Source organism: Streptomyces sp. NPDC041796 (genome assembly GCF_055590785.1).
In genome coordinates this window covers 171,975-186,083 of the sequence record NZ_JBVJAH010000003.1, presented here as the reverse complement: position 1 = coordinate 186,083, position 14,109 = coordinate 171,975, and the positions used below count along the sequence as shown (strand labels likewise).

10 protein-coding genes are annotated in these 14,109 nt (G+C 73.5%); 3 read left to right on the top strand and 7 right to left on the bottom strand.

Going from position 1 to position 14,109, the window contains the following annotated elements; genetic code table 11:
* Window positions 1–71 precede the first annotated feature (71 nt).
* The 4 genes from ACZ6C1_RS07015 to ACZ6C1_RS07000 form a co-directional block, all read right to left on the bottom strand.
* Window positions 72–2,828 carry a helix-turn-helix transcriptional regulator gene (locus ACZ6C1_RS07015; protein ID WP_469239071.1) on the bottom strand — a complete coding sequence of 919 codons (2,757 nt, stop codon included), beginning with the start codon at window positions 2,826–2,828 and terminating at the stop codon, window positions 72–74.
* Between the two features lie 312 nt (window positions 2,829–3,140).
* A complete protein-coding gene (locus tag ACZ6C1_RS07010; protein WP_469239069.1) occupies window positions 3,141–4,952 on the bottom strand; it encodes a S8 family peptidase in 1,812 nt (603 codons plus the stop codon).
* Window positions 4,953–5,796: 844 nt separating this feature from the next.
* Window positions 5,797–6,228, bottom strand: a complete 432-nt coding sequence (locus ACZ6C1_RS07005; protein WP_469239067.1) for a hypothetical protein — start codon at window positions 6,226–6,228, stop codon at window positions 5,797–5,799.
* A gap of 5 nt (window positions 6,229–6,233) precedes the next feature.
* Entirely contained in the window at window positions 6,234–6,680 is a 447-nt protein-coding gene (locus ACZ6C1_RS07000) for an ATP-binding protein (protein ID WP_469238591.1), read from the bottom strand.
* Window positions 6,681–6,894: 214 nt separating this feature from the next.
* Here ACZ6C1_RS07000 and ACZ6C1_RS06995 point away from each other — a divergent pair, with 214 nt between their 5' ends.
* A complete protein-coding gene (locus tag ACZ6C1_RS06995) occupies window positions 6,895–7,758 on the top strand; it encodes a helix-turn-helix domain-containing protein (protein WP_469238589.1) in 864 nt (287 codons plus the stop codon).
* Entirely contained in the window at window positions 7,759–8,004 is a 246-nt protein-coding gene (locus tag ACZ6C1_RS06990) for a DUF397 domain-containing protein (protein ID WP_469238587.1), read from the top strand.
* Between the two features lie 49 nt (window positions 8,005–8,053).
* Here ACZ6C1_RS06990 and ACZ6C1_RS06985 read toward each other — a convergent pair whose 3' ends face one another.
* A complete protein-coding gene (locus ACZ6C1_RS06985; protein ID WP_469238585.1) occupies window positions 8,054–9,946 on the bottom strand; it encodes a M64 family metallopeptidase in 1,893 nt (630 codons plus the stop codon).
* A gap of 57 nt (window positions 9,947–10,003) precedes the next feature.
* The gene (locus tag ACZ6C1_RS06980; protein ID WP_469238583.1) at window positions 10,004–11,326 is read right to left on the bottom strand and encodes a 6-phospho-beta-glucosidase; all 1,323 of its coding nucleotides are present in this window, start codon (window positions 11,324–11,326) and stop codon (window positions 10,004–10,006) included.
* A gap of 106 nt (window positions 11,327–11,432) precedes the next feature.
* Here ACZ6C1_RS06980 and ACZ6C1_RS06975 point away from each other — a divergent pair, with 106 nt between their 5' ends.
* Complete coding sequence (locus tag ACZ6C1_RS06975) at window positions 11,433–12,320, top strand: alpha/beta fold hydrolase (RefSeq protein WP_469238581.1); 888 nt, start codon at window positions 11,433–11,435, stop codon at window positions 12,318–12,320.
* 7 nt (window positions 12,321–12,327) lie between these two features.
* Here the strand turns inward: ACZ6C1_RS06975 and ACZ6C1_RS06970 are convergent, their stop codons facing one another.
* Window positions 12,328–14,103 carry a hydroxysqualene dehydroxylase gene (locus tag ACZ6C1_RS06970; protein ID WP_469238580.1) on the bottom strand — a complete coding sequence of 592 codons (1,776 nt, stop codon included), beginning with the start codon at window positions 14,101–14,103 and terminating at the stop codon, window positions 12,328–12,330.
* Window positions 14,104–14,109 lie beyond the last annotated feature (6 nt).

The following is a 14,109-nucleotide window of genomic DNA, read 5'->3' as shown; positions in this document are numbered from 1 at the left end:
GCCATTGGAACGACTGCGCTGTTTTCAGCGTAGGCCGGTCGGACGGACGCGGCAGGCGGGCGCGGGCCCCCTTACCGGGACGGCGCGGCGAGTCCGTTGAGGGCCGTCGCAAGCTGGGCGCGGGAGCGGACGTCGAGCTTCTGGTAGATGCGGGTCAGCCGTGCCTCGACGGTCTTCACACTCAGGTACAGCCGGGCCGCGGCCTCCTGGTTGCTCGCGCCCTCCCCGACGAGCCGGGCGAGCCGCAGCTCGGCCTCCGTCAGCCGGGACAGCGCACTTCCGGCGGCGGGCGCCGGCGCGGAGTCGGCGGGGGAGGGGCTCTCCGCGGTCAGGCCGAGCCACGGCACGGCGCCCGCCCGCTCGAAGACCGCGGCCGCCGCCTGCATCGCCGCCTGCGCGGCCGACCGTCTGCGCCGCCGCCGCTCCACCCGGGCCAGGGCGATCAGACAGCGTCCCTGCTCCAGGACGAGCCCGTGCCCGGCGAACCGGTCCGCCGTCCCGACCAGCAGGTCGACCGCCTCGTCGGTCTTGCCGCCCGCCGCCAGGCACAGCGCGTACACCCGGTCGTAGCCGAGCAGCACCGTACCGCGGCCCAGCCGTTCCGCCACCGGGCCCACGTCGGCGAGAAGCGCCTGGGCCTCCTCCATGGCGTCGCTCGCCAGCAGCGCCTCGGCCAGCTCCTCGTGCCACCGCAGCATGGAGGGGTCGACCGTGCACTGCGCGCTCTCGCCGTCCCGCACCCGGCGCAGCGTCTCCAGCGCGCCCGCCACGTCCCCGGTGACGAGCTGGACCCGGCCGAGCGCGTACAGGCTCCGGGACAGGAAGACGTGGTCGCCCTCCTCCTCCGACGCCCGGACGCTGCGCCGCGCGTACCCGGCCGCCCGCGCGAAGCTGCCGCCCGCGGTCTCGGCGAGCGCCAGCGCGTACCAGGCGGGCCCCGGCGACAGGCCCGCCTCCAGCGTCAGCGCGAGCGACCGCTCGGCATGCGCCAGGGCTGCCGCGCACTGGCCGCGCCGGGCCTCGACCTCGGCGAGCGTACGGAACAACTCGATCGCGTCCTCGACCGGGCCGCGTCGCTCGACCAGCGGCAACAGCGCGTAGAGCTGGTCCCGGGCGTCCGCGAGCCGGTCGTCGAACAGGGCATGACGGATCGTCAGGATCTGGGCGGTGTTGCGGACACCGAGCGGCCGGTCGGTCATCTCCAGCGCGCGCGCCTCGGCCAGCGTCCGCTCGGCGTCCGGCGAGCCGAGCACCCGGTCCATCCGCGCCTGCTGGGTCAGTGCCTGGGCGGCGGTGTGCCGGTCGCCCACCGACATGGCCAGGGCGGCCGACTCGACCGCCGCGGCCCGGGACCGCACCGGATCACCGTCCGCGAGAACGTACTTCACCGCCAGGCGTAGCTGCACGGCCGCCCGCAGCGCCGGCTCGCCCTCGGAGTCCTCCATGGCGTGCACATAGATCTCGTCCAGGTCGGTCAGCCCCTGCCCCGCCGTGTCCAGCACGGCGAGCCGCGCCCGGACCCGGTCGGCGGGTGTCGCGTCACGGGCCAGCAGATCGGCCGCGGCGCGCATCGCGAGATCCGCGCGGGCGGCCCGCGCGCCCTCCTCCGCGGCGTCCACCAGCCGCTCCAGCCGGCGGCGGCCCAGCCCCGCTGGGGTGGTCTCGGCGGCGAGCAGCGCCAGTTCGGCGGCGAGCGCGCTGTTGCCGCGGCGGCGTGCCGTGTCGGCCGCCGCGGCGACCTCGGCGGCCAGGTCCTCGTCCGGCACGTCACCCGCCAGGGCCCGGTGCCGTACCGCCTCCACCGGGTCGTCCACCACCTCGGCGAGCGCGGCGTGCCCCCGGCTGCGCTCGGTCCAGCAGGTGTCGTGGACGAGCGTGGAGGGCAGCAGTCCGGCCGTGAACGCGACCGTCCCGTCCTCGGTCAGCGAGATCAGCCCGGCGCGCTCCGCGGCGGCCAGCTCCGCCTCCGCCGTCGGGCGCCCGGCGCGCCGCAGCAGCGCCGTGGTCGGGCGCAGCGCCAGGGCGGCGAGCAGCAGCGTGGCGCGTACGGAGTCGGAGGCGGGCGCGAGCATCCGGCGGGCCACGTCCCGGGCGCGGCCCGACAGCGGCAGGGCCTCGGCGTGGTGCACCGGGGTGCGCGCGTCGGCCAGGGAGCGGCCGACGGCGAGCGCGAGGCGGGGGTTGCCGCCGCTGGCGCGGTGGATGCGCCCCGCGAGCCGGGACGGCAGCCGGTGGTGGACGAGCAGCTCGGCCATCTCGTCGGCCTGGAGCGGCGGCACCAGCAGGACGTCGGCCTCGGAGGCCACCCACAGCGGCATGGGAGCACCACCGCTGTCGGCGCCGCCGGCGGCGTACGGCGCGGGCGTCTCGACGGCGACGACGCGCAGCGTGGGCGGCGCGAGGTGGAGGGCGAAGCGGAGCAGGTCCGCGCTGTCGGCGTCGATGCGCTGGGCGTCGTCGACGACGAGGAGGACGGGGGAGCGCTCGGCGAGGGTCCGCAGGATGCCGGCGACGGCCAGCCGCAGGGCGATCGGGTCCCGGCCGACGGCCGGCGCGGCGGACTCGCGGCAGAGCACCGCCACGGCGTCCCGTTGGGGCCCTGGCAGACCGTCGAGCGCGAAGGCCGGCACGGAGGTGACCAGGGCGGCCGCGGCCGCCCCGGCCATGCCCTGGTCCGCGGGCTGCGGGGCGAGCCACACGACGGTCTCACCCCGTGTGGTGGCCTGGTCGGCGGCCGCCTGGGCGACCTCCGTCTTGCCGACCCCGGGAGGCCCGGTGAGCAGGGCACGTCCACGGGCCATGAGGACGCGTTCGAGGCGCGTGAGCAACTCGGTCCGCCCGACGGGCGCGGCCCGGTCGCCCTGCCCGGGGGCGTACGGGCCCGGGACGTAGGGCGCCGGGACGTACGGCGTGGAGGGATACGGCGTCGACCTCACCTGCGACCACCACCCTCCGGCGCGCGGACCCCCTGCCCACGGACCCCCTGCCCGTGATCTGTCCCGCGAGCGCAGCATACGAACTCGGCCACGGGAGTCCAGGTGCCCTGTCCGGTATGTGGACGAACACACAAGGGGGCGTGCCCGCGGCGAAATGCCACGAGCACGCCCCTGACCTGTGAAGATGTGGGTCCTACCGGCGGATCAGAAGGTCAGGCCCCACGAGTCGATGTAGCCGGTGTCACCCGACGCCACGTCGCGGACCTGCAGCTTCCAGGTGCCGTTCGCGGTCTCGGCGGAGGCGTCGACCGTGTACGAGGCGAGGACGTTGTCGGCCGAGTCGTTGCTGCTGGAGTTCTTCAGCCGGTACGCGGTGCCGTCCGGGGCCACCAGGTCGATGACCAGGTCGCCGCGCCACGTGTGCTTGATGTCCACGTCGACCTTGAGGGCGGCGGGGGCGTTGCCCGTGCGGCCGGTGACGGCGATCGGGGACGTCACGGTGGTGTTGTCCGAGATCGTCACGTTCGTGGTGTTGGTGAACGCCGTTCCGGTACCGGGGGTGGTAGTACCGGTCACGGCGTTCACGGTCTTGGTCGCGTCCGCGATGCCGGTGCCGCAGCCACCGGTGCAGGTGCCGGGCAGCGGGCGGGCGTTGGCCTTGATCGCGGTCTCGATCTCGGCCGGGGTCAGGGTCGACTTGGCCGACTTCAGCAGCGCGGCGAGCCCGGCGATGTGCGGGGCGGCCATCGAAGTGCCCTGGTACGGCTTGTAGTTCTCCAGCGACTGGGTCGTGGTGCCGGAGTTCAGCGTGGAGAGGATGCCGTTCTCGGGGGTGGTGACGGTGCCGGGCGTGTCGGTGGCGCGGCGGGTCTCACCGCCCGGGGCCGAGACGTCGATGATGGAGCCGTAGTTCGAGTAGTACGAACGGTTGCCCTCACGGCTGGTGGACGCCACGTTGATGACGCCGGCGCAGTTGGCGGGCGTGAAGCCGGACGCGTTGGCGTTGCTGTTGCCGGCCGCGACGACGACGGTCGCCCCCCGCGCGACCGCCCCGTCGATGGCGTTCTTGTACACGGTCGGGCAGGTCGAGCTGGCGCCGCCGAGGCTCATGTTGATGACCTTGGCCGGGTTCGGGTTCGCCGGGATGCCCGGGACGGTGCCGCCGGAGGCCCAGGTGATCGCGTCGGCGATGTCGGAGGACGAGCCGCCGCACTTGCCGAGCACACGGACGTGCTGGACCTTCGCCCCGTACGCGATGCCCGCGACGCCCTTGGCGTTGTGGGTGGTCGCGGCGATGGTGCCCGCGACGTGGGTGCCGTGCCAGGACGAGTTGCTCGCCCGGGAGCCGGCGCCGCACTCGCCGTCGGTGGCGTTCCAGTCGCCCTCGTCCGCCGGGTTGGCGTCGCGGCCGTTGCCGTCGCGGGCGTCGGCGGAGCTGGAGATGAAGTCGTAGCCCGAGACGGTGTTCCCGCTCAGGTCGCTGTGCGCGGCGTAGCCGGTGTCGATGACGGCGACGGTGACGCCGCTGCCGGTGGTCTTGTCCCAGGCGCCGGGCACGTTCATGCCGCCGGTGGCCTCGAAGAGGTCCCACTGCTTGGCGTACTCGGTGTCGTTGGGCGTGACGGCCATCGCGTAGGCGCGGATGTCGGCCTCCACGGAGGCGACCTGCGGGTCGGCGCGGAAGGCGTCCATGACCTCCGTGACGTCCTGCTTGGTCGTGTCCGTGCCGAGGTCGACCAGCGCGGCACCACTCGCCAGGCGGCGTTCGAAGCTGAGCTTCTCGCCCGTCTCGGTGGCCTTCGCCGCGGCGTCGCTCTTGGCGGCTGCGTTCGACGTGGCCTCGGCGGTACGGGACTTGTAGGTGACGATGACCTTGTCCACCGGCGCGCTGGGCAGCGCGGCCGGGGTCATGGCCTGCGAAGCCGGGGCAGCCGGCTTCGGGGTGGGGGTGGCCTCTGTGGCGAGGGCCACCGCGGAGGTGGCGGTCACGCCGAGGATCGTGGCGCTCGCCGCCACGACGGATATGAGTCTCCGCCTGGAACCGTTCAAGGTGTTCCCTTTCAGGGCAGCTCCGGCGACTCCCGGAGCGGCTGACGGTGCAGGGCGCGACGGGCGGCGGGCGCTTGGGGAGCGCGGACGTGCCGTGGGGGTGGCAGTCCGTGGTCCCCGGGCCGGGTACGCCCGTTGCGCCGCCGCCGACGCGACGGCCCCTGGGGCGGGGCCGTCACCGGCGGCACTCGTGACTTACATGCACCTGACAGCCAGGTGGCTGAGAACCTCCGGTGCGGCAGACAGTAGGGAAACCCGGGATGAAGCCGATACGGGGAAAACCCTTGTCACCCCCGCGAGGGCCGAGGGCGGGGTGGGGGTCGGTGCCCGCCGCCCCCACCGGCACCCGCGCCGATCGCGGCCGGAACGCCCCGGTCGCGCGGGCTCACGCCCGTCTCATGGCCCCGTCCGACGGGGCCGGATGCCGACCCGCCTGCCGGGAGCGCCGAGGCGGATGTACGTCTCCGCTCGGGCGGACCGGTGAGTGGTCGGAGGCGCCGGGCTTCCGGGACCTGCCTGCCGGGCGCCGCTCGGGCGGCCCTGCACGTGGTCGTAGGCGCCGGGCTTCTTGAACCTGCCCGCCGGGCGCAGCCCGGGGCCGGGGCTCCGTCCGCTCAGGTTCCGGCCGGGCGACGGCAAGGGGCCGGGCGGGTACGTGAGGGCGGCGGCGCCGGAAGGGCTGCGGTGAGCGGGGGTGGAGTCACGACGGAACCGCCCGTGCGGGCCACCCCGCGGCTCGCGCGGCCCAGCCCCCCAGCCGGGGCCGCGCGAGCCGGCCGCCGTGGCCGAGGGGCCACAGCGGTCAGGTGGGTCAGAGGGGGGTGCCCACGCCCGGAACGGTCCAGGCGGGGGCGACCCCGGTGAGCTGGCAGATCATGAGGTACAGCGGGATCGGCGGGGTGTACGGCGACGTCGTGTCCGGCCGGTGGATCAGCCGGGGCCGCCGGTCCGGGACGTACGCGTCCGCCGCGTAACAGGACGGCAGCGGCCAGCGCAGATCGGCGTCGGAACCGGCCGGGACGATCCACCACCACCAGTCCGTGTCGGCGAACACGCACCCGTTGCCGGGCAGCCGTGACATCAGCCGGAAGCCGTACCGCGCCGGTACCCCCACCGCGTCGCAGCCGAGCGCCGCCGGGAGCGACGGCGGCAGCGTCAACCGCACCTCGCCGTCGGGGTCGCTGTACCGGGCCGGCCTCGGTACCGTCCCCCGCTGGCCACGCGCCGCCAGCAGCGTGGCCATCGTCCTCAGCACGCCAGCTCCGCCCAGACGACGCGCCCCGCCCCGTGCCGCGCGTCATGCGCGCCCCACGCGCTGCTGACGGCGTCCACGAGCAGCAGTCCCCGGCCGCCCTCCTCCGGCGACACACGGCACAGCCGCGGCGCGGCGGCCGGGCACCCCTCGTCCTGGACGGAGACGCGCAATTGCTGACCGCAGTCCCGCAGTTCGCAGATCACCCGGCAGCTCGCCGTGTGCACCACGGCGTTGGTGACGAGCTCGGAGACCACCAGCGTCACGGCCTCGCACACCGTGCCGTCCACCTCCCAGAGCACCAGCCGTTCCTCGACGAGGTGTCTGGCTCTGGCGACCGATTCCGCGCGTGCGGGAAGTTCGAAGGAGAAGCGGCGGACATCGGCGGACATCGGGGGTCGTGGGGCCGTGAGCCGGGGGGTGAGCGCATTACCAGGAGCCACGACCGATTCCTAACGTGGGGGAGCGGCGCCGTACGTCGCCTCTCCCGTGGCAGAGCGCGGCAGCCGCGTGAACTGGTTCACCAACTGGTTCACCGGAATACTTTCCTCCCGACTCGGACACTTGGCAAGTGGCACTCTGAAAATTGCAGAGTGCGGTGTTCTCTGTGGTCGTCACATGGCACACTCATCGAAACAGCGCGTGGGGAGGTCTTAAGTGAGCGAGCCGCGGTCCGCCCCCACCGTGGGACAGGTCGTACTCGGCAAGCGTCTGCAGGATCTGCGAGAGCGGGCGGGACTGAAGCGGGAAGAGGCCGCCAAGGTGCTCCGCGTGGCCCCGGCCACGATCCGCAGGATGGAGACCGCGGAAGTCGCGCTGAAGATCCCCTACGTGCAACTGCTGCTCCAGGCCTACGGGGTGCCCGCCGACGAGGCGGACGGCTTCGTCAGGCTCGCCGAGGACGCCAACAAGCCCGGCTGGTGGCAGCGTTTCCACGACGTCCTGCCGGGCTGGTTCAGCATGTATGTCAGCCTGGAGGGCGCCGCGAGCATCATCCGGGCCTACGAACCGCAGTTCGTGCCCGGGCTCCTTCAGACGGAGGACTACGCCCGGGCCATCCTGCGCGGCGGCGCCGTCGGTCAGGTCGCGCACGACGCCATCGAACGCCACGTCGCCCTCCGCATGGAGCGGCAGTCCCTGCTCACCCGCCCCGACGCGCCGAAGTTCTGGGTGATCATGGACGAGACGGTACTGCGCCGCCCCGTGGGCAGCGGGCCCGCCGTCATGCGGGCGCAGATCGACCGGCTGCTGGAGGCCTCCGAGCTGACGAACGTGACCCTTCAGGTCGCCGAGTTCGCCACCGGACACCACCCCGGCACCTACGGACCGTTCGTGCTGTTCCGCTTCGCCATGCCCGAACTGCCGGACATGGTCTACAGCGAGTACCTGACCGGCGCGGTCTATCTCGACGCGCGTCCCGAGGTGGCCTCGCACCTCGAGGTCATGGACCGCATGGCCGCACAGGCCGCCACCGCGCAACGTACGAAGGAAATCCTCAAGGATTTCCGCAAGGAGCTGTGAATGGATAGCGCGAAGCGCATATACAACGGCATGCCCGCCGCCGAGCTCGGGGCCGACGGTTGGCACAAGCCGTGGAGCGGCGGCAACGGCGGCAACTGCGTCGAGGCGATGAAGCTGGCCGACGGCCGGGTCGCGGTCCGCCAGTCCGCCGACCCCGAGGGCCCCGCGCTCATCTACAGCCACAAGGAGATCGCCGCGTTCATCCAGGGTGCCAAGTCGGGCAAGGCCGACTTCCTGCTGACCTGAGTGCGTGCCGTCGGCCGGTCGGCCGACGGCACGCGGGCCGTGACCGCCCCTACCGCTTGGGCACCAGCGTCACGAGGAACCTCTTCGCGGGGCCGGTGTTCCCGGCCGAGTCGATCGTCCGGTACTCCACGGTGTGCGTGCCGTACTCCGGTGTCGCGTCGTCCCACGGCACCACGCGCGGGGTGCCGAGCTTCCCGTACACCAGACCGTCGATCTCCGTGCCGCCCGGAGTGAACCGGAACGGCGCGTCCGCGTCCGTCGGCCAGCCGTAGTAGGTGTACCAGCCGTCGCCGTTCACCCGGAACTGGCTGACCACGTACCCGTCCTGGTCGTCCCGCGCGGTCAGCCGCATCGTGAACGCGCCGTCGTACACGTACTCCACCGGCCGCCCCGGACGGTGGACCGTGCGCAGCGGCTTCGACAGCTCGTACGAGGCGGAGGCGGCCGTCGCGTCGACCGTCCAGCGCAGCTCGCGGTCCGTGCCCGCGATCCGGGCGGTGAGGGTGTGCGGGGTGCCGGGGCGCAGCCGCAGCGCCGACAGGTCGAGGTCGCGGTCGTTGCCCGGGTTCGCCACCGGCCGGCCGTCCAGGCGCCACTGGACGGCGAGCGTCCGGTCGGCGGGGTGCGTGGTGTCGGCGTACACCACCGACCGGGCCCCGACGGGCGCGTCGGTGGCCGTGTGCCCGGTGAACTCCGGTGCCACGTGGCCCGGTTCCGTCACCAGCGACGTGTCCACCGTCCACGTCACCGTACGGGTCAGCGCCGCGGAGCCGCGCACCGCCGGGTCACGGACGAACGGTGTCGGATCGGTGACCGTCGCGGTCAGGGTGTGCCTGCCGGGCGGCACGTCCAGCAGCCGCATGTCGATCGTCCGGGCTCCGGCCGCCGACCGCACGGGACGGCCGTCCAGCCGCCAGGTCACGTCCAGTTCACCGCCCAGCGGATGGAGGGTGTCCACCCACACCGTCCGGTCGGCTCCGATCGGCGCGGTGTTCGGCGTGTGGCCCTGGATCAGGTTCACCTTGGAGGAGATCGCCCGCACCATCACCTCGCGGCCCACCTGGTCGAAGGCGTAGCCGAGGGTCTTCATGAGGGAGTGCCGACTGGGCCGGTGCACCCCCTTGGTGCTGTAGAGCCCGCCCTCGTACCGTCCGATGACGCCGCCGGACTCGCTCTCCTCGCCGAGCCACCGCCACCACTTGGCCCGCTGGTCCCTCATCTGCCGCTCGGTGAGCACGGTGTGGTGCGCGGACGACGGTTCGCCGCCCTCGTAGGTGCCGCCGGGGACGCCGCGCCCGTAATAGTCGTACTCGTCCTGGAGCCCGCCCAGCGAGTGGCCGATCTCGTGCGGCGTGATCAGGGAGGACAGGGCGTTGCCCCCGGAGGCGGTGGCGTACGTTCCGCCCGCGCCGCCGTAGGTGTCGCTGTTGGCGAGGGCGACGATCTGCCGGTTGGCGCTCGTCGAGCCGGGTACGAGGCCGGCGAGCGCGTTCGCCGCGCCGCTGTCCACGGTCAGCAGTCGCTGCACGCTCGCCGCGTCGCAACCGCCCCAGAAGCCCATCCCGAGCGGGGTGTCCCTGCGGGGTGCGTCCAGCGCCGGATCGCAGTCCACGCCGGACTCGGGGGAGGGCACCTCCACCGCCCAGACGTTGATGTAGGAGCGGTAGGAGGCGAACGGTTCGATGCTCCACAGCACGTTGAGGTGCTTGTCGACGTCCGCCCGGAACTCGGGGAGCTGTTCGGCGGTGTAGCCGTCCCCGAGCAGGATCAGGTTGAACCGCTTGTCGGCGGGGCCGGTGGTCTGTACGGGGACGACGGTGGCGGACTCGGTGACCGGTGGGCGTTCCCCGGCGGTGGCCGGTCCGGAGCCCACCAGGGCGGTGGTGAGGAGGGAGGCCGCGCCGATCAGCGCGGCGGCTCGTCCAAGGCGTTGGGCAACCATGGGGCCGGAGCGTACGGTGCGGTCAACGCGCCGTAAAGACACCGCTGTTGGCCACCGTTACACCAGATGGCCGAGCCCCGGGTGCTCGTTCGCGTACGCGTCCAGGAGCCGCCGGGCCACCGACACCGAGTCGACCAGCGGGTGCAGGGCGAAGGCCTTCACGGCCGCCTCGCGGGACCCGCTCTCCGCCGCCTCCAGCACCTCGCGCTCGACCGCCTTGACGGCCGTCACCAGCCCCACCGCGTGGTACGGGAGCGGCGACACCGCCACCGGATGGGCGCCGTTGGCGTCGACGAAGCAGGGCACCTCGATCACTGCGTCCGCGTCCAGCACCGACAGGGTGGTGCGGTTGCGGACGTTCAGGATGAGCGTGGTGCGCTCGTCGCGGGCGATGGCCCGCATCAGCGCCAGGGCGACCTTCTCGTAGCCGCCCGACTCCAGGTCCTGCTCGGCCCGGTCACCGACGCCGGCCGCCTCCCGGTTGGCCGCCATGTAGGTGGCCTCGCGCTCGGCGAGGGTGGCGTACCAGGTGTCGAGGGAGGGTGAGCCGTAGAAGGCGGCCTGCTGCTCGCGCAGGTACGCCCCGCGGGTCCGCTCGGCCTCCTGGTAGGCCCGTACCGCCTCCCGGTTGAAGTAGTAGTAGTGCAGGTACTCGTTGGGGATCGCGCCCAGGGAGCGCAGCCACTCCGCGCCGAACAGCTTGCCCTCCTCGAAGGACCCCAGCGCCTCCGTGTCCGCCAGCAGCCGGGGCAGCTCGTCCCGCCCCGCGACCCGCACGCCGCGCAGCCAGCCCAGGTGGTTCAGGCCCACGTAGTCGAACCACGCCTCGTCCGGGTCGGCGCCCAGCAGCCGCGCCACCCGCCGCCCCAGGCCCACGGGAGAGTCGCAGATGCCGATCACCCGGTCGCCCAGGACCCGCGACATGGCCTCGGTCACGAGCCCGGCCGGGTTGGTGAAGTTGATGACCCAGGCGTCGGGGGCGACCGCGGCGATCCGGCGGGCGATCGACACCGCGACCGGCACCGTGCGCAGCCCGTACGCGATGCCGCCCGCGCCCACCGTCTCCTGCCCCAGCACTCCCTCCGCCAGCGCCACCCGTTCGTCCGCCGCGCGCCCGGCCAGGCCCCCGACGCGGATCGCCGAGAACACGAAGTCGGCACCGCGCAGGGCCTCGTCGAGGTCGGTGGTCGCCGTGACCTCCGGCGCGTCCGGTACGTCCCGGGCCTGTTCGGCCAGCACCCCGCCGATCGCCCGGAGCCGGTCCCCGTCCACGTCGTGCAGGGTCACCCGGGTGACCCGGCCCTCCGCGCGGTCGCCCAGCAGCGCCCGGTACACCAGCGGCACCCGGAACCCGCCGCCGCCCAGAATCGTCAGCCTCATGGCCGTCACGCTACTCGGCCGCGCGGGCGTGCCGGGGGACGGTTGACCATGACGGGGCCATGCGAGACGATACGTATCGTCTAAGTTGTCGTCCGAGGGAGACCCCATGCCCCAGCCACACGTCCAGTACGTGGAGACCGCCCCCGGTGTGCGCCTGTGGACCGAGCGCCGGGGCGACCCGGACGCTCCCGCCCTGCTCCTGGTCATGGGCGCCCAGGCGTCCGGCCTCGGCTGGCCCGATGAGCTGTGCGACGCGCTCGCCCGCCACCACCACGTCATCCGCTACGACCACCGCGACACGGGCCGCTCGACCTGGTCGTACGAGAAGGCGCCCTACCGGCTCACGGACCTCGCCGACGACGTGATCGCGGTGCTCGACGGGCTCGGGATCGACCGCGCCCACCTCGTCGGCATGTCCCTGGGCGGCACGCTCGCCCAGCTCGTCCTCTGCGACCACCCCGACCGGGTGCTCAGCGCCACCCTGTTCGGCACGCACGCGCTCAGCACGGCGCCGCTCGTCCACGCCGACGGCACCCGTACCGCCGTGGAGGACCTGCCCGGCATCGACCCGAGGATCCTCGCCGAGTGGGCCCGGCCGGTCGAGGACCACGGCCTCGAAGCCGAACTCGACCGCCGGGTGCGGCACTGGCGCCTACTGGGCGGCGAGGCAATACCGTTCGACCCCGCGTACTTCCGCGAGCTGGAACGACGGGTCGTCGCGCACACCGGACGGTACGACTCCTCCGGCGCCCACGCCCGCGCCGACCAGACGGGAATGGAGCGGACGCACGCCCTCGCGGCAACCCGCGTCCCGGTGCTCGTCGTCTCCGCGCCCGCCGACCCCCTGGCCCCGCCGCCCCACCCCCAGCACCTGGCGCAGGTCACCGGCGGGGGCGCCGCACTCGTCGAGATCCCGGGGATGGGGCACGCGCTGCCGCGTCAGGTCCTCGCCCCGCTCGCCGAGGCGGTCCTGGGGCACACCGGGGGCGCCTGACCACCCCTCAGCCGAGATCCAGAGCGTTGCGCAGCCCCAGCCGGTAGCGAGTGCGGTCGTGCCGCTTCAGCGCCTCGATCTCCGGCGCGCGGAACAGGGGCTTCACGGTGCACCGCGCCGCGTCCGAACCGGCGCGGTCCAGCAGGGCGTTGACCGCCTGGCGGGCGGCGGCGTTCGCGCCCTCCATCGTCGCGAGGTCGATGTCGACCGACACGTAGTCACCCGCCAGGAAGAAGTTGGGGATCGCCGTGGCCGCCGAGGGGCGGTGGTGGAACGTGCCGACCGGGTGGATCAGCAGCTCGTCCTCGTTGGTGGGGTTCGGCGTGCCGAGCCCGTCCACCCCGGGGTCCAGGAACCAGGAGTGCAGGGCGCCGTCCTTGAGCACCGTACGGCCGGTGTCGTTGAGCGCCGCCTTGAGCTGCGCCCACACCTCGCGGGCCACCTGCTCGCGCGTGCACTGCTTCGCGGTCTTTCCGTACAGGATCCCCGGCTTGTCCCACTCGGAGATGTCCACGGACAGGCAGTCCACGGCCACCCCGTCACCGTAGTCCGCGGGGAAGTCCCGCTCCCGCCAGTGCTCGGCCTGGGCGATCGCCGTCAACGACCAAGGGGAGTCGATGCAGTTGACGTGCCCGTGCACCATGGGCGGGCGCTCGGTGAGATAGAACTGGATACCCGTCATCCAGTCCGTCTGGAGCCTGTCGCACCGCGCCAGCTGCGGATCCGCCGCCCGCAGCGCCGAACCCCAGGTGCGCCGCGCGTGCTCGACCGGCAACGCGCAGACGTAGTGGTCGGCGGTGATCGTGGTACGTACGCCGTCGGGGCTCTGGACCAGCGCGCCGGTGACACGGCCGTCGCCGTACAGCATCTCGCGCAGGGTCCAGCCGATCCGGAACTCGACGCCCAGGGAACGCAGATGGGCCTCCCACGGGTCGATCCACGCCTCGTTGGTCGGCGCGTTGAGGATCCGGTCCGGCGGGCCGTCCGCACCGCGGCCGAGGGCGTTGAAGACGAACGCCTCGCCGAGCGTACCGACCGTGCGGGTGCTGGCCTCCTCGGCCTTGGTCGCCACGATGTTGCGGGTGACGCCGATCGCGAGGATCCGCTGGTACGTCTCCGACATCCGCGCCGCGCGGGTGAAGTCCCACCATGGCGTGCGCTCCCACACCGTGTCGCGCCGCTCGTCGCAGCTGGTCAGGAAGACGAGCGCGCGGTTGACGAAGTACGCGGCCTCGTGGAGGGGCAGTCCGGTGGCCGTTTCGACGAGCGCGGTCAGCGCGCGGCGGATCTCGTCGAGCGTGAGCCGCTCCGGCTGGTGGCCGGGCCAGGGGATGGGCATCCGCAGGTCCTCGCGGCCGGTGCGGGCGAACATCATCTCGCCCGGTGCCACCAGGTTGTCGAAGACGCCGCGCGCGTTGCCGGGGAAGGGGATGCGCCGCATCGTGTCGGGGAGGTTGTGGTAAATGCCCGGGATGAACCGGAAGCCGTGCTCGGCGGGCAGCGGTCTGCGCCCGCCCCTGGCACTGCCGGGCACGTCCATGCTGCGGGCCTTGCCGCCGAGCGCCCGCCGCTCGTAGACCGTGACGGCGAACCCCCGCTCGGCCAGCTCGTGCGCGGCGGTGAGCCCGGCGACCCCGCCGCCCAGCACCGCCACGGAGGGCCGCGCGGCCGTGGCCGTGGCCGCTGTGGCCGAAGGGGCCGGCAGGGCGCCCACCCCGACGGCTCCGGTGACGGCGGTGGCGCCCGCCATGAAGGTGCGTCGCGTCGTACCCGTACGGTGCATGCCCAC